The sequence below is a fragment of the Stakelama portus genome, from assembly GCF_003171655.1.
GTDB classification, from domain to species: Bacteria; Pseudomonadota; Alphaproteobacteria; order Sphingomonadales; family Sphingomonadaceae; genus Sphingomonas; species Sphingomonas portus.
On record NZ_QFZL01000002.1, the window covers coordinates 474,934 to 499,299 of the forward strand.

General features: G+C 63.3%; 21 protein-coding genes. 3 read left to right on the forward strand and 18 right to left on the reverse strand.

Annotated features, from left to right (window positions below):
• Window positions 1-3: 3 nt before the first annotated feature.
• The 13 genes from DKB74_RS07555 to DKB74_RS07615 form a co-directional block, all read right to left on the reverse strand.
• The gene (locus DKB74_RS07555) at window positions 4-726 is read right to left on the reverse strand and encodes an SDR family NAD(P)-dependent oxidoreductase (RefSeq protein ID WP_109807505.1); all 723 of its coding nucleotides are present in this window, start codon (window positions 724-726) and stop codon (window positions 4-6) included.
• Entirely contained in the window at window positions 723-1,775 is a 1,053-nt protein-coding gene (locus tag DKB74_RS07560; RefSeq protein WP_109807506.1) for a phosphotransferase, read from the reverse strand. The genes DKB74_RS07555 and DKB74_RS07560 overlap by 4 nt, the downstream gene beginning before the upstream one ends.
• A complete protein-coding gene (locus DKB74_RS07565; protein ID WP_109807507.1) occupies window positions 1,772-2,941 on the reverse strand; it encodes an acyl-CoA dehydrogenase family protein in 1,170 nt (389 codons plus the stop codon). The genes DKB74_RS07560 and DKB74_RS07565 overlap by 4 nt, the downstream gene beginning before the upstream one ends.
• Window positions 2,934-3,731, reverse strand: coding sequence for an enoyl-CoA hydratase/isomerase family protein (locus tag DKB74_RS07570; protein WP_109807508.1), 798 nt, complete (start codon window positions 3,729-3,731; stop codon window positions 2,934-2,936). The genes DKB74_RS07565 and DKB74_RS07570 overlap by 8 nt, the downstream gene beginning before the upstream one ends.
• Complete coding sequence (locus DKB74_RS07575) at window positions 3,728-4,537, reverse strand: SDR family oxidoreductase (protein ID WP_109807509.1); 810 nt, start codon at window positions 4,535-4,537, stop codon at window positions 3,728-3,730. The genes DKB74_RS07570 and DKB74_RS07575 overlap by 4 nt, the downstream gene beginning before the upstream one ends.
• 10 nt (window positions 4,538-4,547) lie before the next feature.
• On the reverse strand, window positions 4,548-5,426 hold the full coding sequence (locus DKB74_RS07580) for a crotonase/enoyl-CoA hydratase family protein (protein ID WP_109807510.1): 879 nt from the start codon (window positions 5,424-5,426) through the stop codon (window positions 4,548-4,550).
• A gap of 32 nt (window positions 5,427-5,458) precedes the next feature.
• Window positions 5,459-6,253, reverse strand: coding sequence for a crotonase/enoyl-CoA hydratase family protein (locus DKB74_RS07585; protein WP_109807511.1), 795 nt, complete (start codon window positions 6,251-6,253; stop codon window positions 5,459-5,461).
• Window positions 6,254-6,257: 4 nt separating this feature from the next.
• The gene (locus DKB74_RS07590; protein WP_239987419.1) at window positions 6,258-7,421 is read right to left on the reverse strand and encodes an acyl-CoA dehydrogenase family protein; all 1,164 of its coding nucleotides are present in this window, start codon (window positions 7,419-7,421) and stop codon (window positions 6,258-6,260) included.
• 4 nt (window positions 7,422-7,425) lie between these two features.
• Window positions 7,426-8,208, reverse strand: coding sequence for an SDR family NAD(P)-dependent oxidoreductase (locus tag DKB74_RS07595; protein WP_109807513.1), 783 nt, complete (start codon window positions 8,206-8,208; stop codon window positions 7,426-7,428).
• A 25-nt stretch (window positions 8,209-8,233) separates the two neighbouring features.
• A complete protein-coding gene (locus DKB74_RS07600) occupies window positions 8,234-9,493 on the reverse strand; it encodes an acetyl-CoA C-acetyltransferase (RefSeq protein ID WP_109807514.1) in 1,260 nt (419 codons plus the stop codon).
• 54 nt (window positions 9,494-9,547) lie between these two features.
• Window positions 9,548-11,893, reverse strand: coding sequence for a CaiB/BaiF CoA-transferase family protein (locus DKB74_RS07605; RefSeq protein WP_109807515.1), 2,346 nt, complete (start codon window positions 11,891-11,893; stop codon window positions 9,548-9,550).
• Window positions 11,893-12,318, reverse strand: a complete 426-nt coding sequence (locus tag DKB74_RS07610) for a GFA family protein (protein ID WP_109807516.1) — start codon at window positions 12,316-12,318, stop codon at window positions 11,893-11,895. The genes DKB74_RS07605 and DKB74_RS07610 overlap by 1 nt, the downstream gene beginning before the upstream one ends.
• A gap of 169 nt (window positions 12,319-12,487) precedes the next feature.
• On the reverse strand, window positions 12,488-14,935 hold the full coding sequence (locus DKB74_RS07615; protein WP_109807696.1) for a TonB-dependent receptor: 2,448 nt from the start codon (window positions 14,933-14,935) through the stop codon (window positions 12,488-12,490).
• A 178-nt stretch (window positions 14,936-15,113) separates the two neighbouring features.
• Here DKB74_RS07615 and DKB74_RS07620 point away from each other — a divergent pair, with 178 nt between their 5' ends.
• A complete protein-coding gene (locus DKB74_RS07620; protein WP_161956830.1) occupies window positions 15,114-15,794 on the forward strand; it encodes a TetR/AcrR family transcriptional regulator in 681 nt (226 codons plus the stop codon).
• A gap of 9 nt (window positions 15,795-15,803) precedes the next feature.
• Here DKB74_RS07620 and DKB74_RS07625 read toward each other — a convergent pair whose 3' ends face one another.
• From DKB74_RS07625 to DKB74_RS07645, 5 genes are all read right to left on the reverse strand, one after another.
• Entirely contained in the window at window positions 15,804-17,033 is a 1,230-nt protein-coding gene (locus DKB74_RS07625; RefSeq protein ID WP_109807518.1) for a cytochrome P450, read from the reverse strand.
• A 10-nt stretch (window positions 17,034-17,043) separates the two neighbouring features.
• Complete coding sequence (locus DKB74_RS07630) at window positions 17,044-18,543, reverse strand: class I adenylate-forming enzyme family protein (protein ID WP_109807519.1); 1,500 nt, start codon at window positions 18,541-18,543, stop codon at window positions 17,044-17,046.
• Window positions 18,544-18,594: 51 nt separating this feature from the next.
• Window positions 18,595-19,776 (reverse strand): aromatic ring-hydroxylating oxygenase subunit alpha, encoded by a 1,182-nt coding sequence (locus tag DKB74_RS07635; protein ID WP_109807520.1) that lies wholly within the window; start codon window positions 19,774-19,776, stop codon window positions 18,595-18,597.
• An 87-nt stretch (window positions 19,777-19,863) separates the two neighbouring features.
• Complete coding sequence (locus DKB74_RS07640) at window positions 19,864-20,718, reverse strand: alpha/beta fold hydrolase (protein WP_109807697.1); 855 nt, start codon at window positions 20,716-20,718, stop codon at window positions 19,864-19,866.
• 23 nt (window positions 20,719-20,741) lie between these two features.
• Window positions 20,742-22,232: an aldehyde dehydrogenase gene (locus DKB74_RS07645; RefSeq protein ID WP_109807521.1), complete on the reverse strand. Its 1,491-nt coding sequence runs from the start codon at window positions 22,230-22,232 to the stop codon at window positions 20,742-20,744.
• Between the two features lie 313 nt (window positions 22,233-22,545).
• On the opposite strand from DKB74_RS07645, the gene DKB74_RS07650 reads away from it, so the two are divergent.
• Window positions 22,546-22,866: a 2Fe-2S iron-sulfur cluster-binding protein gene (locus tag DKB74_RS07650; RefSeq protein ID WP_109807522.1), complete on the forward strand. Its 321-nt coding sequence runs from the start codon at window positions 22,546-22,548 to the stop codon at window positions 22,864-22,866.
• 154 nt (window positions 22,867-23,020) lie between these two features.
• Window positions 23,021-24,244, forward strand: a complete 1,224-nt coding sequence (locus DKB74_RS07655) for a molybdopterin molybdotransferase MoeA (protein ID WP_109807523.1) — start codon at window positions 23,021-23,023, stop codon at window positions 24,242-24,244.
• Window positions 24,245-24,366 lie beyond the last annotated feature (122 nt).

Here is a 24,366-nt window from a genome sequence, read left to right on the forward strand (position 1 = left end):
CTTTTATCGCAGCGTATAGCCGCCGTCCGCGACCAGCGTATGGCCGCGCACATAGGATGCCTGCGGCGACGCGAGGAACAGCACGCAGGCGGCTATTTCCTCCGGCGTACCGATCCTGCGTTCGGGAATGGCCTGAACAAATTTCTGCATCAGCGCCGCGTCGGACCGCGCCCATTCGATGATTGCCGTATCGACAAAGCCCGGCGCGACCGCGTTGCAGCGGATCGCATATTTGGCCCACAGGTCGGCGATCGATCTGGTGAACCCCACCAGCCCATGTTTGCTGGCGGCATAGGCGGGCTGATCGCGCATGCCGATGAACGACGCGACCGAGGCGATATTGACGATCGCGCCCTTGCGCGCCGAAAGCCGCTCGCGAAACCGATAGCAAAGATCGACCACGGCATTGAGGTTGATCTCGATGATCCGTTCATGCCCTTCAAGGCTATATTCATCGTCACCCGCCGCGCCGGCATTGTTGACCAGAATGTCGAGTTCGGCGATCGCCTCGCTCAATGCCGCGCGTTCGGCGGGGTTTTCCATCCGGACGCGGTGATAGGAAAAGCGTGAAAGGTCGTTGGCATAATCATCCGCGGCGGCGCGGGTGCCGGTGATATGCACGCATGCGCCGGCATCGGCAAAGGCACTCGCAATGCCGAACCCGATCCCCTGCGTACCGCCGGTGACGAGTACGACACAGCCCGAATAGTCGAACCGCAACGTCATCCCATATCCTCGGCGATGCGTCGCGCGATCGCGGCCAGAATGTCCATATTGGCCACCATCGCGGCGGCGTCGGGCGACGACGCATTGCCCCGCAACATCCGCCCCTTGATCCCATGGATGATCGCGGCGAGGCGGAACAGGTTGAAGACGATATAGACGTCGAGATGATCGATCCGCGCGCGGCCGGTGCGTTCGCAATAGGCAGCGACATATTCGGCTTCGCTCGGCAGGTTCAGCGCGGCGAGATCGCGATCGGCCAGCCCCCAGGGGATCGTGCCGGGAACGCGATACATCATCAGATTATACGTGAAATCGACCAGCGGGTGCCCCAGCGTCGACAATTCCCAGTCGAGCACCGCGATCACGCGCGGCTCGCTGGGGTGAAAGATCATATTGTCGATGCGAAAATCGCCATGCACGACACGCGTTTCTTCATTTTCCGGCGCATGTTCGGGAAGCCATTCCACCAGAAAATCGAGATCGGCCGTCGCACCGGCGAGTGTATCCTCGCGATACTGGCGCGACCAGCGGTCGATCTGCCGCTGCAGATAGCGCCCCGGCCGGCCATAATCGCCAAGGCCGATCGCTTCGGGATCGAACCCGTGCAGCGCCGCCAGCGTTGCTCCCATCGCATCCTGATGCGCGCGCTTTTGCTCCGCGTCGACGCCGGGGAAACTGCCGTCCCAGAAGATACGGCCTTCCACCATATCCATGACGTAGAACCAGGAACCGATGACAGTGTCGTCGGTACAAAGCGCATGGACATGCGGCACCGGGAATCCCGCGCTTTCCAGCGCCCGCATCACCCGCGCCTCGCGATCGACGGCATGCGCACCCTTCAGCAACTGGCCCGCCGGCTTGCGCCGCATGACATAACGCCCGCTCGGCGCAGTCAGTTTGAAGGTCGGATTGGATTGGCCCCCGGCGAATTGCTCCACCGACAGCGGCCCGCGAAACCCCGGGACGTTCGCGCCCATCCAGCGTTCGAGCGCCGCGACATCGAACCGCGCATTGGCGCGGACCTGTGTCGTCCCGCCCTGCTCGCTCATGCCGGATTCTCTGCCAGCGCCTTGCGCTTGATCTTCTTGGCGAGGCTCCATTTGTGGACCTCCGTCGGGCCGTCATAGATGCGGAAGGCGCGCACTTCGCGGAACACCTGTTCGACGATCGTATCGCCCGAAACCCCGGTGCCGCCCATCACCTGCACGCAGCGATCGGCAATCCGCATCAGCGTTTCGGAAACCGCGACCTTGGTCATCGAGCTTTCGACGCCGCCATCCGCGCCCGTATCGAGCACGCCCGCGCACCAGTCGATCATCAATTCGGTCTGTTTGAGGTCGATCATGTTTTCCGCCAGCATGAAGCCGACGCCTTCGTGATCGATCAGCAGCTTGCCGAACGCCTGACGCTTTACGGCATAGGCCGTGGCGATTTCGTTCGCGCGGACACAGGCCCCATGCCAGCGCATGCAATGCGTAAGCCGCGCGGGGGCAAGGCGGATCTGCGCGAGCTTGAACCCCTGACCCGGCTGACCGAGAATCTGGTCGGCGGGCACGCGCAACCGGTCGATCGTCACCACCGCATGGCCGCCGGGCATCGAACTGTCGATCGTGTCCAGGACGCGTTCGATCCGGATGGCGGGGTCGGGCAAATCGACGAGGAACATCGTCGCGCCTTCCTCTGTCATCGCCATGACGATCCCCACTTTGGCGCCGACGGCGCCGGTGATGAACGCCTTGCGCCCCTCGATCACCCAATGGTTGCCATCGCGCGTCGCCTTGGTGCTCAGCAGCGACGGATCGGAGCCGGCGCCGCCATCCTCGGCCGGTTCGGTCATGAAAAAGGCCGAACGCGCCTCCCCGGTCAGCATCGGGGCGAGAAAACGCTCCTTCTGTTCGGGGCCGGCGGCATGGCCCAGCAGGAACATATTGCCTTCGTCCGGCGCCGCGACATTCAGCGCGACGGGGCCGAGCGGCGACACGCCCGAGGCGCGCAAAATCTTCGCCACGTCGCGATGCGCATAATGGCCGCCATCGGCCCGGATATGCGGGGTCATCAACCCTTCGGCCCGCGCCAGATCGCGCATCTCGACCACCAGCGATTCCTCCGGGCCATGCGCGCCCAGCCGCGCATCGCGCTCGAACGGAACGATCTTCTCGCGCACGAACGCTTCGACGCGCGCGGCGACTGCGGCGCCGTCCCCAATATCAGTCATCGGTCGGTTTTCCCCAGTCGCTTGCATAGGCGGGGCGGCGCTTTTCGAAGAATGCTGAGACGCCCTCGACGAAATCCCGGCTGCTCGCACACAGTACCTGATTGCGATCCTCCATCGCGATCGCCGCCTCCAGGCTCGGCGCGTCGATCGCCATGCGCAGGCATTCCTTGGTAAGGCGCAGGCCCATCGGCGCAGTCGTCATCATCGCCTCGAGTATCGGTTCGGCGGCGGCGGCCATGTCGTCGTCGGGCACGACCCGACTGACCAATCCCAGCGCAAGCGCGCGCTGAGCGTCGATGAACGCGCCGGTGAGCATCAGTTCGGACGCAAGGCTCGCGCCCACCAGCCGGGGCAGGAAATAGGATACGCCGATGTCACAGGCAGAAAGGCCCAGCCGGATGAAGGCCGCGTTCATTCGCGCACTTTCCCCGGCGATACGGATGTCGGAAGCCAGCGCCATCCCGAAACCGCCACCGCATGCCGGACCATGCACCAGGCTGATGATCGGTTGCGGGCAATAGCGCATCTTCATCACGATCTCGGCAATCCGGCGCTGCAACGCAAACCGGTCTGTAAGATCCATCTCGCGACCCACGTCGTCACCAAGATCGAGCCCGGCGCAGAAACCCCGACCTTCGCCGCGCAACACCACGGCGCGCGTTTCCCGGTCCCCGGCCAGCGCAGAGAAATAGCCATGGAGTTCGTCGATCAGACCGCGATCGAGCGCGTTCAACTGATCGGGCCGATCGAGCGTCACCCAATCGACCGCACCGCGTTTTTCGACCTTCATCGGCTGCGCTCCGGCAAGGTGAGCGCATCGGCGGAAGCATCGCCCAGCAGCAGCCCGCCATCGACCTCTAGCGTCACGCCCGTGATGTAGCGCGCATTGTCGCTGGCAAGGAACAGCGCGGCATCGGCAATGTCCCGTTTCGTGCCATAATCACGCAGCGGGATGCGACGCTTGATCGCCGCAGTCTCTTCGTCGGTCGGCGCAAGCCGCGCCATGCCTTCGGTATCGCCGATCGGCCCCGGCGATATCGCGTTGACGCGCACGCCGGCCGGTCCCCATTCCATCGCCAGTGTTTCGGTGAGGTTGTTGATCCCCGCCTTGGCTGCGCTGGCATGCGCCTGAAAGGGAATTGCCCGCTTGGCCTGACCCGCGCTGATCGAAATCAGCGAGGCGCCGGGCTTGCGAAGATGGTCCCACGAGGCACGCAGCACATTGAACGTGCCGATCAGATCGATTTCGATCACCGTGCGAAAGGCATTGGCGGAGAGCCCGATGGCCGGCGAAAGGAAATTGCCCGCCGCGCCCGAGACGACGGTGTCGATCGCGCCCCATTTTTCCGCCACCTGCGCAAAGGCGGATGCAACCGCATCATAATCGCGCACATCGGCGGCGATACCGACCGCCTCCGCGCCGGTGCCACGCACCGATTCGGCAGCGGCGGCGATACGATCCTCGCTACGGCTGATCAGCGCGACGCGCGCGCCCATCGCGCCGAAGCGCATCGCAATGCCAAGGTTGATGCCGCTCGACCCGCCGGCCACGAAGATCGTCTTGCCGGCAAAGGCGTTGTCGCAAAAAATATCCATTCTCATTTCCTCAGCTGTACACCGGCTCTTCCCACCAGGGGAAAAAGTCGGGCATATCGGTCGAAACACGGTCCGGGAACGTGGCTTTGCGCTTTTCCAGAAACGCACTGACCCCTTCGGCGACATCGCCGCTGCGTCCGCGGGACAGGATGCCACGACTGTCGATCTTGTGCGCGTCCATCGGGCTGGTCATTTCCAGCCCCCGCCACATCATCTGACGGATCAGCGCGACCGAAACCGGTGCAGTATCCGCGGCGAATTCGCGCGCCAGTGCGCGAGCGGCGGGAAGCAGATCGTCGGGGGCGTGAAGCGAGCGCACCAGCCCGCCCGAAAGCGCTTCGCGCGCATCGAAGACGCGACCGCTATAGCACCATTCGAGCGCCTGCTGGATGCCGACGATACGCGGCAGGAAAAAGGACGAGCAGGCTTCGGGCACGATGCCGCGCCGCGCAAAGACGAAACCCATGCGCGCGTTTTCGCTCGCCAGGCGAATGTCCATCGCCAGCGTCATCGTCGCGCCGATTCCAACGGCGGGGCCATTGATCGCGGCAATGATCGGCTTGAGGCAATTATGCAGCCGCAGCGTCACCCGCCCGCCGCCGTCACGCGCGGCGTCGGGCGAATAGTTGAGGCTGCCATCGGGGTTCACGACGTCGCCTTCGAACACGAACGCATCGGCGCCTTCCGACAGGTCGGCGCCGGCGCAGAATGCCCGCCCTTCGCCCGTGACGATCACCGCGCGAACCGCATCGTCCGCATCGACGCGGTCGAGTACATCGAGCATTTCATCCATCATCTCGGTGGTGAAGGCATTGAGCTTGTCCGGACGCGACAACGTGATCGTCGCGATGCCGTCGTCCACAATATAACCAAGCGTGTTGTAGGTCATACATCCTCTCACAAATATCGGGCGGCAGCGGCCTATTCGGGAACATCGACGAAATTCGCCGGGCGCTTTTCCATCCCGGCGGCGACGGCCTCTCGCTGATTGGGGGTTCCGAACAGTGCCGACTGCTCGGCAGCCTCGGCGCGCAGGATCTCGGCTTCGGTCCCGCGCATCCGCAACAGCCGTTTGGCGGCGCGGATGGCATCCGGGCTGAGCGCGGCTATCCTGTGCGCAAGGTCGCTTGCCGCAACCTGCGGCGCTTCGGAAAGCTGTGTCGCCAGGCCGAGCCGCAGCGCTTCGGTTCCGTCGAACATGCGTGCGGTAAAAATCAGTTCGGCAAGGATATCGGGGCGCAAAAGATCCCGAAGCAGGGCCATGCCCGCCATATCGGGTACCAGACCCCATTTCGCCTCCATCACCGCCATCCGGGTGTCGGGTGCAACAATGCGGATATCGGCGCCCAAGGCGAGCTGAAATCCGCCACCCAATGCCACGCCATGCACCGCGGCGATCACCGGCATCGGCAGCCGCTGCCACACCAGCACGGCATGTTGCGCCACATTGGCGCCATCGGCGACGATCGTGTCGAGATCGATCGCGCGTTCGCCGCCGCCGCTTGCCGATCGCAGGCTGTCGAGGTCGATTCCGGAGCAAAAGCCGCGCCCCTCGCCACGCAGGATGACGGCGCGACAATCGCTGCGACCCGCCAGCATGCGGCCCGTTTCGGACAATGCCGCGATCAGTTCGTTGTTGAGCGCGTTCAGTCGTTCCGGCCGATCGAGCACGACATGCGCGACCGGCCCTTGCCAGTCGATCCGCAGCACGGCCATCGCCTTACTCCTCCAGCGTGCGCGCGATCAGCAGCTTCATGATCTCGCTGGTGCCGCCATAGACGCGCTTGACCCGCACGTCCTTGTACATCTGCGCGATCGGATATTCGTTCATATAGCCATAGCCGCCGAACAGCTGCTGACAGCGATCGATGATCGTCTGGGCATGTTCGGAAAGCCAGTATTTCGCCATGCTGGCGGTCGGCGCGTCGAGGGTTCCGGCGATATAGCGACCGATGCAATCGTCGACGAAGCTGCGGCCGATGGTCGCTTCGGTCTTGCAATCGGCAAGGACGAATTGCGTATTCTGAAAATCGAGCAGCCGCTTTCCGAATGCCTTGCGTTCGCGGACATATGCAAGCGTGTGCTCGATCGCCGATTCCATCAGCGCCAGGCACTCGACGGCGATCATCAACCGTTCCTTGGGCAACTCCTTCATCAGCTGATACAGGCCCTGCCCCTCTTCGCCGCCGATCAGATTGTCGGCGGGCACCTGAACATTGTCGAAGAAAAGTTCGGACGTGTCGCCCATCGGAATCCCGATCTTGTCGAGATTGCGCCCGCGCGAAAATCCCGCACTGTCCGCTTCGACCGCGATCAGCGAAATGCCCTTGCTGCCCGCCGACGGATCGGTCTTGGTCACGACGATGATCAGATCGGCATGCTGGCCGTTGGTGATGAAAGTCTTCTGCCCCGTCACCGCATAGCCATTGCCGCTGCGGACGGCCTGGGTCCGGATGCCCTGCAGGTCCGATCCGGCGCCGGGCTCGGTCATCGCGATCGCAGTGATCATCTCGCCCGAAACGATTTTCGGCAGCCAGCGCTGCTTCTGCTCTTCGGTGCCGTATTTTTCGATATAGGCGGCGCAGATCGCATTGTGCAGCGGGATGCCCCAGCCTTCGGCGCCGATCAGGCCCAGCCGGCGCAACAGCACCGCCTCATGCCGGAAATCGCCGCCCGCGCCGCCATATTCGGGCGACACCGAAACCCCGAGCAGACCGGCCTGTGCAGCCGCGTCCCATCCCGATCGTTCGACAATCCCGTCGGCGGCCCATTTTTCGAGCCGGCTCGCCGGGGCTATTTCGGCCAGCGCACGCTGAACCGAATCGTCGAACATGACGAGTTCTTCGTCCATCCAGGGCGAAGCATGCGGGAACAGGGCGCCCATCGGATCAGCGCGGCGCCATGCGGATGCCGCCGTCGAGACGCACATCCTCACCGTTGAAATAGCCGTTTTCGACCATCGTCAGCGCCAGATTCGCATATTCGCCCGGATCGCCGAGCCGCTTGGGGAACGGAACCGAGGCGGAAAGCGCATCGACGACCTTCTGCCCCGCGCCCAGCATCAGCGGAGTCAGGAAAATGCCCGGCAGGATCGTGTTGACGCGAATACCCTCACCCATCAGGTCGCGCGCGATCGGCAGCGTAAGGCTGACCACGCCGCCCTTCGACGCGGAATAGGCCGCCTGCCCCATCTGCCCGTCCTCTGCAGCCACCGACGCCGTCATCACGATCGCTCCGCGGTCATTATCTTCCAGCGGATCGAGCGTAAGCATGCCCGCCGCCGCTTTCGCAACACAACGGAAAGTCCCGATCAGGTTGATCTGGATGATCTTTTCGAACGCGTCGGTCGGAAAGGACTTGATGCTGCCATCTTCCTTCGACCGGCTCGCGGTCTTGATCGCATTGCCGGTGCCGGCGCAGCAGATCAGGACACGCTCCTGACCATTCGCGGCGCGCGCCTTTTCGAACCCGGCATCGACGCTGGCTTCATCGGTCACATCGACCTTGCAGAACACGCCGCCGAGTTCGCTGGCGATCGCTTCGCCGCGTTCGGCATTGAGATCGAAAATCGCGACCTTGGCACCCTTGGCCGCCAGCGCGCGCACCGTCGCTTCGCCCAGACCCGACGCGCCGCCCGTGACGATTGCGGCAACCGAACTATCCACCTTCATTTCAAAAATTCCTTCCTCGGTCGCTTCAGCCGTCGATACGTTCGATGATGATCGCGGGCGCCATGCCCCCCGCCGCGCACATGGTGACGAGCCCGTAGCGGCCGCCCGTGCGCTCCAGTTCGTCGAGCAGCGTTCCGATCAGGATCGCGCCGGTCGCGCCGATCGGATGACCCAGCGCGATCGAACCGCCATTGACGTTCACCTTGTTGCGATCGAGATCGAGATCGCGGACGAACTTCTCCGCCACGACCGCGAACGCCTCGTTGATTTCCCACAGGTCGATATCGTCCTTGGTGAGCCCCGCCTTCGCGAGCACCTTCTTTGCGGCAGGCACCGGTGCGTTGAGCATCAGTGTCGGATCGTCGCCGATATTGGCCGTCGCCACGATCCGCGCACGCGGCTTGAGCCCATGTTTTTCGGCATATTCGCGCGATGCGATCAGCACCGCGGCCGCACCGTCGACGACACCCGAGGAATTGCCGGCATGATGGACATGCTCGATTTCGAGGTCGGGGAATTTGCGATTGATCTGCTGACGGAAGGTCGATCCCTTTTCGTCATAGGCCCAGTCGGCCAGCGCGGCGAAGGCAGGTTTGAGCTGCGCCAGCCCCTCCGCCGTGGTTTCGGGGCGGGGATATTCGTCCTTGTCGAGCAGGACATTGCCGTCCTCGTCGGTGACCGGGACGATCGACTTGTCGAAACGCCCCTCCGCAATCGCGCGCGCCGCCTTGCGCTGGCTTTCGAGGCCGAACGCATCGAGTTCTTCGCGGGTAATGCCTTCGAGCGTCGCAATCGCATCACCGCAAATCCCCTGATGCGACTGCGGATGCAGCGCATCGAGATGGTCGTTGAGCGCGCCCATCATCGTGGGTTCCAGCCCGGCGGCCTGTTCGGCGGCAGTGATGCTGTTGGTATAGCTCATCATCTCGGTCCCGCCGGCGACGATGAGGTCTTCCATGCCGCTCATCACCTGCGCCGCGGCAAGGCTGACGCTGGTGATGCCGCCGCCACAGAACCGGTCGAGCGTCATGCCGCTCGCGGTGATGGCATAGCCGGCGTCGAGAGCGGCCATCCGCCCCAGATCGCCGCCCTGACGACCCTTTTGCATCGAAGTCGACCAGATGACGTCGTCGACATCGGCGGTGTCGAGCGCGTTGCGCTCCGCTATTGCCTTGAGCACGGTCGCCGCCAGTCGCTGGGGGTGCAGATGCGCCAGCGCACCCTTCCCCAATTTACCTATGCCGCGCGGCGTGCGGACCGCATCGATGATCAACGCATCAGACATGTGAATTCATTGCTCCTGCTATCGCATTTCAATTAATCATACGATTAAGAAAGGTCAACTCAAGACCGCATTGTGTCTGGCGCGCTCTTCCTCGACCGCCTTGAGCTCCGCCGGATCGATCGCCTCGAGGATGCCGCGTTCGAACAACTCGGCAACCGCAGCTTCGGGCAAATCGAGCCATTCGGCGACGACATCATGGCTGTGTTCCCCGGCCATAGGCGCCGGGCGGCGCAGGGCGTCGTCCAGATTGCGGCTCCGCGTATGCGCGGCCTCGGACGTCACGTCCTCGTTCAGATAGGGATGCTGCTCGACGCGATAAAAGCCGCGCTCGCGATAATAGGAAAAGCCCGGCAAATCGGCGAGACGCAGCATCGGCGCAGCCGGCACGCGCGCCGATTGCAGCGACTGCGCGGCATCCGACGGCGATCGTTGCGCGATCCATGGCGCCACGGCCGCATCGATCCGATCGGCTGCGGCGAGCCGGGCCTGGGCACCTTTGAGCGCGCGCCCTTCGTCCCAGCCGATCCGATCGCACAATGCCATCCAGTCGTTGTCGTCGCGGATCGCCACGGCGCACCATTCATCCTCGCCCTGGGCGGGATAGGCGGTCCATGGCCAGTCCGGCGCCCGCTGCGGCGCGAGCCCGTCGGACACGCGCGCCACATCCGCCGCGAAATGCGCCAGCATCACTTCCGATTGCGCCACGCTGGCGGTGCCGCCGCGTCCGGTACGAAGCCGCCGGATCAGCAGCGCGACAGTCGCAATCGCGCCGATCCGGGCGGCGACGTGATCGGGATAGATGGTGATCGTATCCGAAAAGCCTTCCGGATCGTCGGGATAGCGCCACGCAAGCGTCAGCCCGGTCGCCGCACGCACCAGCGGGCCATAGCCCATGCGGTTGCTCCACGGGCCGGAACTGCCGAACGCCGAACTGTCGGTCATCACGATCGCCGGATTGACCGCCGCGATCTCCGCATAGGACAGCCCGAGATTTTCGAGGGCGCCGGGTTTGAAATTGGAAAGGATCACATCGGCTTGCGCGGCAAGCTTCAGAAAGACCGCGCGGCCTTCCGGATCGCGCAGATTGATCCCCAGACTGCGCTTGTTGCGATGGCCGGCGGCGAAACTGACCGACATGCCATAGCTGAGATAGGATTGGCGGTTGCCGTCGGGATAGGCGCGTGATTCGACCTTGACGACATCGGCGCCCTGATCGCCGAGCAGGCGCCCGGTTTCGGCGCCGACCACGATCACCCCCATGTCGAGCACCTTGAGCCCGGCGAAGGGCCGCTCGGCATCCGGCCGCGAAGGCCCGGGAAATGCAGTCGCACTCGCCTGGCGCGGCGCCAGGTCGAGTCCCATGCGGCGGCCGTCGATCGTGACGACGCCATTGGGCAATGTGACGCTCCGGTCGCCCTCGATGGGGACCTGCGTTACCCCATGGCGTTCGCGCACATGGCTGGTGGCGATGCTTTCCTCGAAAGTGAGCACCGCGGAAATCGGAACGCCATGCTCCTGCCCTTCCCGCTCCAGATCCTCGCGCGTCCGACCGGCGAAAAACCGGGCGATCGCCGGCAGCAGATCCGGTGACTTATACCGCGCCACCATGTTGTTGAGCCTGGGATCGGCGAATTCGGGCGGCTCGCCCATCCAGCGAAACATCCCCTGCCATTGCCGTTTCGACAACAGGCAGATGCGGACATGGCCGTCGGCGCATTTCAGAACCGGATATTGAAATCCCTGCGACGGGCGATCGCGCGACAGAAGATTGGCGGGCTTGCCCATCGTCGCGCTGCCGCTGATGCCGTAACCGGGATCAAGCGCCTGGACCGCACCGTCCAGCGCGGAAAAGTCGATAAGATCGCCCTTGCCGGTTCGCAGCGCCCGGAACAGCGCCGTCACGAGCGTATAGGCCGCCTGCGAAGCTGCGCATTGATAGGCGAGGTCGCCGGGCGGCAACAGCGGCGCACGGCCACGGATACCGGATCGGGCCAACTCGCCTGACAGCGCGTGCAGCACCGGACCCGCGCCCTGCCAGTCGGAAATGCCGGTATCGCTGCCGAAATCGCTGACCCGCATCACCACCAGTTCCGGCCTCGCATCAGCGAGCGCCTGAAGGTCGAGCGACTGTGCCGCATCGGCAACCACGATATCGGCAGCCGCGATCAATGCGCGTGCCGCATCGCTGTCCGGCGCGATATGGTGACGCTGCTTTCCGGCATTGGCGGCAAGATCGGCATAGCGATCGGCGACCGGAGCTTCCGGCTCGATGCGCGCTACGCTCGCGCCCAATTCCGCAAGATATCGTGTCGCCGGTGCCAGCGGCCCATGGATGAGGTCTACAACTCGTATTCCGGCAAGCGGACGTTCGACACCGTCGGGGACGGAACTATCCTCCATCAGGCTTGCGGCCCCTTCGGAAAGCTGGGCATGCCCTCTGGAATCGTGACCCATGGGAGTTTCGACTGGGTCCAGATATGCACGGTCGGCGGAAAGGCATCCGCGCTGTCGAGCGTCCCGACCTTCACCGCTGCGATTTTGGGCGCAGCGCTGGAAACCGACCGGATCGGCGACCCGCATTTGCCGCAGAACTGGCGCGCCAGCGGTGCGCCGCTGTCGGTGTCGGTCTGCGTATATTCGGTAAGCTGCCCTTCGACGGTCATTGTCGAGGCGCGCACCACCATGTTCACGGAATAGGCGGAACCCGATTGTGCCCGGCAATGCGTGCAGTGACACACGGCAATGGCGAGCGGCTCCGACGCAATGGCATATCGCACCGCGCCACAATTGCATCCGCCTGTTATCTCGCGAGCTTCATCCGCCATGCAAACCTCTCAACTAACTTAATCAACTAACTGATCCGGGAACATTCATGCAAGCGGCGAAAGCAGATACTGTCAGATCGAACAGCCCAACGCTTCCGCGCGTGGATGTTCCAGGGTGCAGCCTCGGCGATTGCGGCGGGACGCACCGGTCCCGCCGCCGCCTGTTCCCCTAGAAGTGGAAACCGACCTCCACGTAGATTTCACGCGGATTTTCAACGAATGCGGACATATCCGCAGTCGATCCGACGGTGGTGCCGGTTCCGTTGCCGCCGGTGAACGGGATATCGTTCGCCGAGGTCACGACCAGTTCGTTGGAAAGGTTGCGCCCGATCAGCGCGATCGACCAGCGATCATCCTGTCCATGAAGCGTGATCGAGGCATCATATTTGGTGAAGGCAGACTGAATCCCATCCGGCCGCAGCGTGTCGGTGAAATAATAGGAAGAAGTATGGCTCACATCGCCGCTGAGCGTCAGGCGCAGCGCGTTCGACAGCGGCGCATCAAAGGTGGCACCTACGCGACCGGCGAATTCGGGTGCCTTGGGCGGGGTGCGGCCATCATAATCCTGCGCGGTATAGGCACCCCCGACCAATTGCTGATCGCACCCTTCGGCAACCGTCTGACCACCGTAGCACTGACCGACATAGTTCTTGTACTTGGCGTCGTTATACGCCGCTGCGGCGCGCAACGTCAGGCCGGGAAGCGCGCTGACCGTCCAATTGACGTCACCTTCGATACCCCGTGTGCGCAAGGTGCCGGCATTGCCGGCGATCAGCCCGATCGTAACCGGATCGAACGTCTGAACCTGCAGGTTGGTATAGTCGTAATTATACACCGTCAGGTTGATCGCCAGATCGCGGCCGAATGCCAGCGTGCGCAGCCCGACTTCGCCGCCTTCCGCCAGTTCACTTCCATAGCGGCCGGCCTCGGCGCTCGCCGCCGGAGTCAACGCCTGGGAGATATTGTAGCCGCCCGCCTTGAAGCCCTGCTTATACGATGCATAGAGCGTGGTATCGGCCCCCGGCTTGTATCGCAGCGTCACTTCGGGCGAGAGATTTTCGTCGCGGAAACGATCGGTGAACGCGATGCCGCCCGGGAATGCCCCGCTGAATGCGGAATGCGCCGGATATGACCGCTGATAGGAATCGCGGGCCTCGATGCTGTACCGCGCACCGCCCGAAAGCTCGAACTTGCCGAGTTCCAGCGTGCCCTGAACGAATACCGACATCGAGTCGGTCGAAAATCCGTTGTCGCGCTTGAACGTCGTATAGGTACCGGTGACCGGATCGATCGGCACGGGGAAGATATACGCATCGGTGTTGAAGAGGAAATCGCCGTGCGCGTAGAACAGCCCGGTCAGAATGTTCAGCGGTCCGTCGAAATCCGACTGGAACCGCAGCTCTTCGGAATATTGTTTGAAATCCGCGAGCTGCGTGAACGAAGCCGGATACGCCTCACCCGAAACATTGTTCAGATCGGTCTGCTTGAAGTGGTAGTAACCGGTAATCGACGTGACATCGATCGTGTCCGTATCGATATTCCCCGTCAGCACCGCATATTGCGAGCGGAAGCGCGCATACATGCGTCCGTCGCGGGCATAGCGGTAATTCGCGTCGGCGACCTCGACCGGGATTGATGAGGAATCAGAAACCCCGTTGACGCGGCAATCGGCGTTGGGGCTGGGCGGAATGCCGTTTGCCGCGGCCGGCGTCGTACGCCCGCTGCCACAGATCCGCTCGAGAACATCGGTGGGACCGCCGTCATCCAGCCAGGTAGCGCCGGTTTTCAGCTGCAGATTGAATGTCGGCGTCACATCCCAGTCGAGCGTCAGACGCCCGCTGAATGCCTCCCCGCCACCCCTGCGATCGGCATTGCGATGCCGCTCAAGCCCGAGGGGATTCAAATAGGTTTCCGCCGCACTGTTCTTGAACGCGCCGTCGCTATGCGAATAGCGGCCGGCAAGACGCGCGCGGAAGCCGTCGGTTATCGGACCCGAAACAAAGCCCTGAACATATTTTTCGCGCGCTTCGAACCCATAGCCTGCGCGACCACCCACCTCAAACTCATCGGTCGGGCTGTTGGAAGTGATGCTGATCAGACCAGCCGTCGTGTTCTTGCCGAAAAACAGCGCCTGCGGGCCCTTGAGCACCTGCACATTGGCGATGTCATATTGCGGAAGGCTGATTTCCCGACCGCGGCTCATGGGCAGGCCGTCAATGACGAACGACACCGACTGATCGAAGCCCGCGCTGAGCGCCGTCGACCCCACGCCGCGCAGGAAGATGCTCGCCGAGGAGCCCGATGCCGCCTTACCGGCGACCAGATTGGGGACCATCGTGGCGAGATCGGAAACGCGCGAAACCGAATAATCTTCCAGCATGTCGCCGCTGATGGCAGTGATCGCGACCGGCGCGTCGATCAGGCGCTCGTCGCGACGGCGCGCCGTAACCACGATTTCGTTTGCGGCCGGCGTCGGTGCATCCTGGGCAGCCGTGGAATCCTGCTGATCCGATGCCTGTGCTTCCTGCGCTTGCACATGAGGCGCAAAGGCCAGCGAGCCAAATCCGATTGCAAAAACACTCGCGCTCAACGCGAGCTTGCAGCGAACAATACCCATCTCCATCCTCACTTAATTATTTGCTTAAACATCCCTAGCGGCATTAGGTTTTGGGTCAACCGCTTTCGGATGCCGAAATCGCAAAATCTGGGAGGTGTGGCCAAAACCAAACACCCCGGACATGGGCTGTTGTGCGGACCGATCGCGACTGCGAAAACGCGCTCGAAAGGAATCGTTCTTGGCGCGACCATCAAAGCCCCTGATTTCCCGCAGAGGTGCGGCGGAAGCCGCCCTGGCGGTCATCGACGAAGTCGGACTTGAGAAACTAAGCCTGTCGCAGGTTGCCCAGCGGCTCGGCGTTCGGTCGCCATCGCTCTATTATCATTTCCGCGACAAGGACGCGCTGCTCGAGGAAGTCGCGCGGCTGCTGCTGCTCGAAATACGCGTTCACCTTCAGGGTCAGGCGTCTGCGGAGGAATGGATCGTCTCGCTGTGCGTCAGTGCGCGCCGCACGCTGCTTGCCCATCCCAATGCAGCGCCGCTGATGCTGCGCTTCTTCCCGCGCAAGCTTTTGCTGCGCGCCTATGATCGATGGACGAAAACCTATGACTATCCCCCCGAAGCCCATATGGCGGTGATCGAGGGGACCGAGAAGCTGACATTCGGTTCGGCATTGTTCGCCGCAGCGGCGGCGGTTCGCGGCGAGGCACCGATGCCGCCCATCGATGCGCACGAATATCCGCAACTTGGCAAAGCGCTGGAAAGCAATCCCTTCGACGAAGAGCAGCTGTTCATCGAAACGCTGCGCATGTTTCTGGCGGGCGTCCGGGCGCGTATCGAACAGGGTTCGCTCGGCCGCCCGCTGTCCCATGCCGGGGGATCGACGACCGCGCAGGCGCGCGATCGTCGATCCGCCTGAACCCGCTGGTCAGGCGCGAGTCACATCCCATTCGATCGGGAGATTTTCCAGCGCCATCACCGTGCCCATGCGGAAGCGGTGCGGCTGCCCCGCCACGGCTCGGAACGACGGAATACGCTTGATCCATTCCTCGGTGAGAATGCGGATTTCCGCGCGCCCCAGCACATGTCCGATGCACATGTGCGGACCCGAAGAAAAGGTAAGGTGCGCCGTTCGCTTGCGATCGATATCAAAGGCATTGGGCGCGTCGAACTTTTTGGGATCGCGGCTGCCGACGGTCAGGATATTGAGCACCATCTCGCCTTCCCGGAATTTCGCTTCGCCGATGTCGATGTCCTTCACCACCAGGCGCGGCGTGTTGACCACTCCGTACAGGCGGATCGCCTCATCGGCAAAGGCAGCGATCGCCGAGGAGTCGTTCACGATCCGCTCCTGGACATCGGGCATCTGCGCCAGCTGCTGATAGGCAAAGCCAGTGACATTGGTCACGGTGTCCATGCCGCCCAGGAACAGAATGAAGGTCATCGCCAGGATTTCGTCGTCGCTCATCTGGCGACCACCGATGTCGACATTGATGAAATGCGTCATCAGCTTGTCATCGGGATTGACGCGCTTTTCCGCGATCAAAACCTTCAGGATCCCCAGGATCTCTGCGCTGAGGCGGCCCATGGTCTCCGCGTCGCTCTGCGCGTCGAAAAACTCCTCGGCGAGATTCCGGAATTCCTTGAGCCGGGACAGGTCCATTCCCATCAGTTCCATGAACACCGAAACCGGGAACAGCTTGGCGACATCGCCCTGAAAGTCGCAATGTCCCTGATCGACGACGGCATCGATGATCTGCGCCGCCCATTCCCGGATCCGCGGCTCGAGCGCCTTGATCGCATTCGGCCCGAACATCGGCTGCATCGCGCGACGATAGGGCAGGTTTTCGGGCGGATCGAGGCTGAGCGGGATATAGAAAGGCGGATTTTCCACCCGCGGAATCTGCATCTCCCGGACCGAGAAATGCTCCGGATTGGTCACGACGGCAGTAATGGCGTCGAACCCCTTCGCGATCCAGTGCCCGCCGTTGAGCGGCGTCCAGAAGATATCCGGCACCTGCTCGAGCGCGCGCGCATAATCGCCCTGGACGTCTTCGCCGACGCGCGAATCGCCATAGATGTCGAACTCGAAAACAAGATGGGGCGGCACATGATCCGGAATCACGGGCGGCAATTCGATAGAGGCAGTAGCATTCATCGGTCTTCTCCTAGCGCACGCGCATCATGGTTTCGTGCGCGCCGGCATAGCGTTCACGAATCGCGGGTTTCGAAAGCTTGCCGGTGGCAAGGCGGGGCAGCGGATCGGGCGAAAAAGCCAGATATCGCGGCACTTTGTAATCAGCCAGATTGCAATTGCAGTGTTCGATCAGAGCGGTCTCGCTGACCTGTTGCGGCCCGTGATAGACTGCGAAAGGCGTCTCTCCGAACTTGGGATCGGGCGCAGCAATCACCTGGGCTTCGGTGATGCCGGGGAATTCGCACAGGACGCGCTCAACCTCTGCGGCGGAAATGTTGAGTCCGCCGGAGATGATCATGTCCTTCATCCGATCGAGAAAGGTCAGAAGGCCGCGTTCGTCGAGCATCCCGAGGTCTCCCGAATGGAGCCACCCGTCACGTAACGTGCGTGCGGTCTCTTCGGGGTTGCGCCAATAGCCGGTCATCATGCCCGGCGAGCGCATCAGGATTTCGCCGGGCTCGCCCGGTTCGCAATCGCTCCCGTCGGGACGCACCACGCGAATATCGATGAAGGCGCCGCCCCAACCGCATTTCTCCGGTTCCTCGATCGCCATATGCTCGGGCATGATCGTGGCGTTGCCGCCCACTTCGGTCTGGCCGTAAATCTGGCGGAGCGTCACGCCCTTGGCGCGATAGGTTTCGAGCAACTGCCGGCTCACCCGGGCGCCGCCGCATGTCGCTATCCTGATCGAGGAGAGATCGGCATCGGCGAATTCGGGCAGCGCGGCGATCGCTTCGAAAAAGACCGGCACTGCCGCGAAACAGGCAATCCGCTCCCGCACGATAAGCCGCAGCGTTTCGAGCGGGTCGAATTGCGGCTGCATGTAATAGGTACAGCCCTGCGCCGTATAGTGAGTCAGCTGAACGAAGCCGGCCGATGTGTTGAGCGGCGCCAGCCCGATAACGCGCGCTCCCGCCGCAGTGGCCGTCTCCTCAACCGCCCAGTTCGCGGCATAGGCGAGCATGGTACGATGCGTATAGACGACCCCCTTGGGTCGCGCGGTAGAGCCGGACGTGGCGATGATGACTACCGGCGCATCCGGATCGGGGTCATGATCGACGCTCGCCGGGGCACCCGTCCTGAGCGCGACGATTTCGCGCGTCGATCGCACGGTCGGCCCGGCAGCCTGCATCGCATCGACGAATTCCGGATCGGCAAAGGCAAGCCGCGGCTCTGTCGACTGGCAAAGCTCGCCGATCTCACGCGCGGTATAGCGAAAATTGACCGGGCTGACGATGCCGCCGGCGCGGATCGTGCCCAGGATCAATGCGCAATAGGCCAGGCTGTTACGCGCGCAGATCGCCACCCGATCACCCGGTTCCAGCCCCTCGGAGATCAACAGGGCGGCAACGCGATCCGACCAGTCCTTATATTCGGCATAGGTCAGCCGGTCCTCGCCGAGGACAATCGCCGGCTGATCGGGGCGCATCCGCGCCCACCATGCGTTCACGCCCGAAAGCGTTTGTGCCATGGCGTCATCGCCTCCCGTTCCGGGGGACCGTGTCCGCGATCGTCGAAGCGTTCACAGCAGCGCCTCGATCGCGTCGTAATAGCGGATGATATTGCTCTCGAGCCCGCAATAGACGGTTTCGGCAGGTACGCCCGCCGCCAGCCCCTGCTGGCTGATTTCAGCGGCGCGGAAATCCTCGTTGCCGAACACGCTGAGGATCAGTTCATAGGATCGCTTGAACACTTCCTCGGCCTTCGGCGTACCGGCCGGTTCGGGCGTCAGCATGAAATAGTCGACGACCGTGCGGTCCACATCGCGCGGGAACAGCAGCATGACGCTGATATAATATTGGCTGGTCACCACCACGCAGTTGGGAAAGGCCGTATAGGCATGGGTGACGAGTTTGTGGACATTGGCGCCCGCATCCGCGTCGAGCATCGCCGGCGTATAGCCGATCCGGCCCGAAATCTGGCGAACATTGGCGCCGAACATGTCGACGATGTTCGGCGCATCGGGAAACTGGTCGCCGATCGACTGCGCGTGCAGCCGCTGGACATGATAGCCTTCGAGAAAGGGTTCGAGCACGACCTTCCAATTGGCTTTCAGATCAAAGGTCTTGCGGCCATAGACATGTGCGGACGGGATGCCGAGCGAACCGAAATCCTCTGCCACGCGCTCGGAAAGCTGCGACCAGTCGGGGTCGGCGCGACCATCCAGTTGCACATAGACCACCCCGCCCCATTCGCGCGCCGGCAATTCCTTCAAACCGCGCGCCGACTTGTCGAGATTTTCGAAGGCCTCGCTGCGCGCGACACCGATCAGCTTGCCGTCGATGCCATAGGTCCAGGCGTGATAGGGACAGGTGAGTCGCGACTGGCGGTGCACTTCGCAATCCTCGACCAGCTTCGACCCCTTGTGCTGGCAGGCGTTGATGAAAGCCTTGATTTCGCCGTCGCGCGTGCGGGCGACGAGCAAGGGAATGCCATAGCCGTCCTGTGCCACCACCGATCCCGGCTCCGGCAGCAGCGCCGAAAGCGTCACGGGCACGGGGAAGCGACGAAAAATGCGCTCCTGTTCGCGCGCAAAGCGTTCGCGACCGGTGAATATCGCATTGGGCCGCGTTGCTTCGATCGGCTCGATCACGGCGTCGGCTTCGGCCGGAATCCGGCGGATAGCAGCCTGCAGACCCGGATTGAGCATCGCCAGCGTCGTAATCTTGCGCTCGGCGGGCTTCACGTCCGATTCCATGTTCATCGCCGGTCGCCTCTCGCTCGTTTATCTTACTAATTGATCGATTATCTAACACCGATAGGTTGCGCTGCCAAGTCGCCCAGATCAGCCCTACGGGCGAAATGCGTCGACAGGCATTGCGCGCGCCAGAAATTCGAGCACCCCGGCGTTGAATGCATCGTTGCGATCGCCCGCCACCATATGCCCCGCGCCTGCGACATTGACGACTTCGAGTTGGGGGACGAGCGACCGAAACGCCGCCACCCCCGCTTCGCTGACGACATCGCTGCGCAATCCGCGGACGACCATGATCGGCAAGTCGCGCTGCCGCGCCATCTCCTGCGCGGACGCGACGACTATCCGGTGGTGATGTTCCGGATCGGTCGCGACGATCTGCGGGTCCCAATGCCAATAGAGCCGCCCGTCGTCGCGCAGCCGCAGATTGCGCATCAGCCCGGTCGGATCGCGGGGGCGCCGACGCGCGGGATTATAGGCAGCCACCGCGTCGGCGGCTTCCTCGATCGAACCGAAACCATCGACATGCCCCCGCATGAAACCGACGATGCGCTGTACGCCTTCGGGTTCGGCATTCGGCACGATGTCGACCAGCACGACGGCGGCCGGGCGCAACCCCTGTGCCACCGCATGGATCGACGTCGCCCCGCCCAGCGAGGCGCCGACGAGCGCATAGGGTACGTCGAGCCGCGCCACGATCGCGCGCAGATCATCGACACGATCATCGAGCATATAGGCCCCGGCATCGGACCAGTCGCTTTCGCCATGACCACGCGCATCATAATTGATCACGCGATAGCCGCGTGCGACCAATGCCCGCATGGCGCCGGACCAGCTGTGCCGTGTCTGCCCGCCGCCATGCATCAATATTACCGTCGGCGCGCCGTCGGGGCCATCGACATCGGCCGTCAGCCTGACCCCGTCCGGCGCATGAAACGTCTCTGTCCGCATCGTTTCGCCTGTCTGCACTTCGCTCATTTCAGATGCGACGGAGCCTGGGGCAGAAACACGGTCTTGATTTCGGTGAAGGGTTCGAGCCCTTCCGGCCCGCCCTCGCGTCCATATCCCGATTTCTTGAAACCGCCGAACGGATTGGTCAGGTCGAAATCGCGCCCGTTCTGGGTGAAATGCCCGGTCCTGATCCGTCGCGCCATCGCATAGGCGCGATCGGTGTCATGGGTATAGACGCCTCCGGAAAGGCCATATTCGCTGTCATTGGCGATCCGAACCGCCTCTTCTTCGCTGTCATAGGGTATGACCGCCGTCACCGGACCGAATATTTCTTCGCTCGCGATCACCATGTCGTTGGTGGCGTTCGCGAAGACAGTCGGTTCGATGAAGAAGCCGCAGCCCAGCCCTGCGGGACGGCCGCCGCCGGTTACCAGCCGTGCGCCCTCACGCTCGCCCTGGGCGATAAAGCCACTGACCTTTTCATGGTGGCGGCGCATCGCGAGCGGTCCCATCATCGTCCCCGCATCCTGGGGATCGCCGACCACTGTGGCTTTCATCGCCGCGGCAAGGCTTTCGACATAGGCGTCGTGCCGGGCGCGCGGGACGAGAACGCGGCTGAAATTGATGCACACCTGACCGCAGAGCAAGGTGATCAGCGGCGCGATCGCCGGGCCGAGCGCCGAAGGATCGAAATCGTCGAGCACGATCGCGGCGGATTTGCCGCCCAGTTCCATCGTATAGCGCGCCATCCGCGACGCGCAGATCGATGCGATCTGCATGCCGGCCGCCGAGGATCCGGTGAACGCGACCTTGTCGATGCCGGGGTGGCGCACCAGCAGTTCCGACACTTCGCGATCGGCAGGGATCAGGTTGATGACGCCTTCGGGGAAACCCGCTGCCTCTGCCGCCTCGGCGATCAGGAACGCTTCGAGCGGCGTTTCCGGCGAGGGTTTCATCACGATCGTGCACCCGGCGGCCAGGGCCGGAGCGAGCTTGATCAGCATCGAAGCAAGCGGCCCGTTCCACGGCGCGATCGCCGCGACCACGCCCACCGGCTCGCGCACCACCACTGCGACTTCGGACATGAAGCCATGCGACGGGCGGACGTCTTCCCAGCGATAGGTTTCGGCGAGGCCCGCATAATAATCGAGCAGCCCGCAAGTGCCGCGAGTCGATCCGCCGGCCATTGAGACCGGCACACCGACCTGTGCAATCCAGGCGGCGTCGAGTGCCTCCTCACGCTCGATCAGCGCGGCGGCTAGCTTGCGCATATATTGCGCGCGTTCGGCAGGGCTGAGGCGCGGCCAGGGACCCGAATCGAACGCCTCGCGTGCAGCGGTAACGGCAAGCTCGACATCTTCCGGCCCCGCCTCGACCACCGAGGCGAAAACCTGTTCGGTCGAAGGATTGATCAGCTCGATGCGTTTTCCGCTCGTGCTTGGCCGCCAGCGCCCGCCGATGAACAGCGCATTGGGATGCGCAACCAGCGCCTTGTCAGCCGTCAATGTGCTCATTTGGTTTCTCCGGATTGGGTATCATTGTCATTGGGTATCATTACGGCGGGGATCATTATGGGTGCCGCCTCTAGCTTGTTCAGGAACCGGTCGAACATGCTGCCGCCGACCGTGAGTCGGGTGCGCGGTCAATCGCGCAGCCGGAACGCACCCCGCGCCGCCGCCAACGATCGCATAGTCAGCCTGTGTGACGCCGCTCGCTTCGCTCATTTCCGGACCTCATCACCTGCCAAATTGTTTGCCGGGCTGCGCAACCGGTCGTTTGACAGCCATGCTATGCAACATTAATCGCTTGATTGAAAGTGAGAGAGCGATGCTGAAGATAATCTATGTCGATGTGGCCGGTGCAGAGCATGTGGCAGAGGTTTCGGAAGGCACGTCGGTGATGCGCGCCGCAAAGGATAACGGCATCGACGGCATCGACGCGGATTGCGGCGGGGTATGTGCCTGCGCGACCTGCCACGTCTATGTCGACGACGCCTGGTATCCGAAAGTGGGTGCGCCGAGTGCCGATGAAGAAGACATGCTCGATTGCGTCAACGACCGGGGCGAGACCAGTCGCCTGTCGTGCCAGATCGAAATGCGCCCGGAACTCGATGGCCTGATCGTGCGCCTGCCCGAAAGCCAGAGGTAGCGGCATGGCCGTGCCCGGCTCGCTCCGCAGGGGCGAATGCGCGGCGGTGTTACCATGGGCGTGAACTTGGGTTCGCAGCGATAATGCGGCGAGCGTCGGGCGCCCCGGCGGCGGCGTCTTCGCCGCGACGATTTACCGGAAGAAGCGGCCTTTTGTGAAACCCGATGTCGCCACCGCGCTGGATTGGATCGAAGCGGCATGCGTTCCGGCACCGCTCGAAACAATCGCGCTGCGCGCTGCGGCGGGACGCATTACCGGCGCGCCGGTCCATGCGGTCCGCCCCTTTCCCCGCTTCGCCATGGCCGCGATGGACGGCTATGCCCTATCCAGTGCGGACACGGTCGGGGCGAGCGCCCTGACGCCGGTTCGCCTGCCGATCGGGCCGGAGGTCCTGACAGGAAAATCCGGTCCGCCGACAAAGGCGCGAATGGCGTATCCCATCAATACCGGCGCGGCTCTTCCCGACTGCACGGACAGCGTTGTGGCGCGCGAACGCGCGAAACCTGTCCCGACACCCGCCGGCGACATATTGTCGATCGAAGCGCCGATTGCCAGCGGCCTGAATCGTCGCGAAGCGGGAGAGGATGCCGCAGCCGGCGAGATCGTCCTTGCCGCGGGCAGGCGCGTCACCCCGGATGCGATGGCGGCACTGACCGCCTATGGAGTCACGTGCCTCCAGGTGCGCCGGGTTCCGCGCCTCGGATTGTTTTCGACCGGCGACGAGATCGCGCGCGAGGCGGCAGCACCGGGCGAGCATCAACATGCGGACTCCAACCGCCCGATGATCGAGGCCGCCGCGGAATATGCCGGCATTCCGGTGACGTTTCTGGGGCACATCTCCGAACAGCCCGCGCATTTCGAGACAATGCTGGCCGGTGCGATCGCATCGAGCGATGCCGACATATTGCTATCGACCGGTGCCGTTTCGGCGGGAACCCGCGACCTGATCCGCCCCGCGCTCAAGGCGCTTGGTGCCGAGATCCTCCTGCACGGTATCGCGATGCGTCCGGGCAAGCCGCTGCTGGTCGCGAAGCTTCCCGATGGCCGACTCTATTTCGGATTGCCCGGAAATCCGGTGGCCGCATTATTGGGTTTTCGCTTTTTCGTTTTCGCCGCGCTGCGGCGCATGTTTGGGCTGAAACGGGAGGCCGGGATCAGCGCGCGCTTCGAGGCGACGCCACGCGCAGGAACGACTCTCTTCGCCCGGGGGAGGCTCGAAAACAGCCTGGAGGGCGCGAGATTCTGTGCCGAGGCGGACCAGCGATCGCATGTGATGCGTTCGGTGCTTGCCTCCGACAGCTGGGCCCGGATCGATGATGACGCATGCGCCAGCGGGGTGTGTCGCGTCTATCCGAAATTTCCCAGCCTACTCGCCTGACGCATCCGGCTTGACGCGCGCTCCGACAGCGCGTGCAGCGCCTGGGCGGCGACCAGATACGCCGGCGGCCCAGCATCTCCACCGGCAGTGCCGCCATCGGGACGGCGGCGCGCCGGGGCCGT

Bases quoted from the DNA above. Each gene is read 5' to 3' on its own strand.
- DKB74_RS07610 (WP_109807516.1), bottom strand. From the start codon at position 12,318: ATGGCGGATGAAGCTCGCGAGATAACAGGCGGATGCAATTGTGGCGCG.
- DKB74_RS07650 (WP_109807522.1), top strand. From the start codon at position 22,546: ATGCTGAAGATAATCTATGTCGATGTGGCCGGTGCAGAGCATGTGGCA.
- DKB74_RS07565 (WP_109807507.1), bottom strand. From the start codon at position 2,941: ATGACTGATATTGGGGACGGCGCCGCAGTCGCCGCGCGCGTCGAAGCG.
- DKB74_RS07625 (WP_109807518.1), bottom strand. From the start codon at position 17,033: ATGAATGCTACTGCCTCTATCGAATTGCCGCCCGTGATTCCGGATCAT.
- DKB74_RS07575 (WP_109807509.1), bottom strand. From the start codon at position 4,537: ATGGATATTTTTTGCGACAACGCCTTTGCCGGCAAGACGATCTTCGTG.
- DKB74_RS07570 (WP_109807508.1), bottom strand. From the start codon at position 3,731: ATGAAGGTCGAAAAACGCGGTGCGGTCGATTGGGTGACGCTCGATCGG.
- DKB74_RS07585 (WP_109807511.1), bottom strand. From the start codon at position 6,253: ATGGCCGTGCTGCGGATCGACTGGCAAGGGCCGGTCGCGCATGTCGTG.
- DKB74_RS07630 (WP_109807519.1), bottom strand. From the start codon at position 18,543: ATGGCACAAACGCTTTCGGGCGTGAACGCATGGTGGGCGCGGATGCGC.
- DKB74_RS07580 (WP_109807510.1), bottom strand. From the start codon at position 5,426: ATGACCTACAACACGCTTGGTTATATTGTGGACGACGGCATCGCGACG.
- DKB74_RS07645 (WP_109807521.1), bottom strand. From the start codon at position 22,232: ATGAGCACATTGACGGCTGACAAGGCGCTGGTTGCGCATCCCAATGCG.
- DKB74_RS07640 (WP_109807697.1), bottom strand. From the start codon at position 20,718: ATGCGGACAGAGACGTTTCATGCGCCGGACGGGGTCAGGCTGACGGCC.
- DKB74_RS07590 (WP_239987419.1), bottom strand. From the start codon at position 7,421: ATGGGCGCCCTGTTCCCGCATGCTTCGCCCTGGATGGACGAAGAACTC.
- DKB74_RS07615 (WP_109807696.1), bottom strand. From the start codon at position 14,935: ATGGGTATTGTTCGCTGCAAGCTCGCGTTGAGCGCGAGTGTTTTTGCA.
- DKB74_RS07605 (WP_109807515.1), bottom strand. From the start codon at position 11,893: ATGGAGGATAGTTCCGTCCCCGACGGTGTCGAACGTCCGCTTGCCGGA.
- DKB74_RS07555 (WP_109807505.1), bottom strand. From the start codon at position 726: ATGACGTTGCGGTTCGACTATTCGGGCTGTGTCGTACTCGTCACCGGC.
- DKB74_RS07635 (WP_109807520.1), bottom strand. From the start codon at position 19,776: ATGAACATGGAATCGGACGTGAAGCCCGCCGAGCGCAAGATTACGACG.
- DKB74_RS07595 (WP_109807513.1), bottom strand. From the start codon at position 8,208: ATGAAGGTGGATAGTTCGGTTGCCGCAATCGTCACGGGCGGCGCGTCG.
- DKB74_RS07600 (WP_109807514.1), bottom strand. From the start codon at position 9,493: ATGTCTGATGCGTTGATCATCGATGCGGTCCGCACGCCGCGCGGCATA.
- DKB74_RS07560 (WP_109807506.1), bottom strand. From the start codon at position 1,775: ATGAGCGAGCAGGGCGGGACGACACAGGTCCGCGCCAATGCGCGGTTC.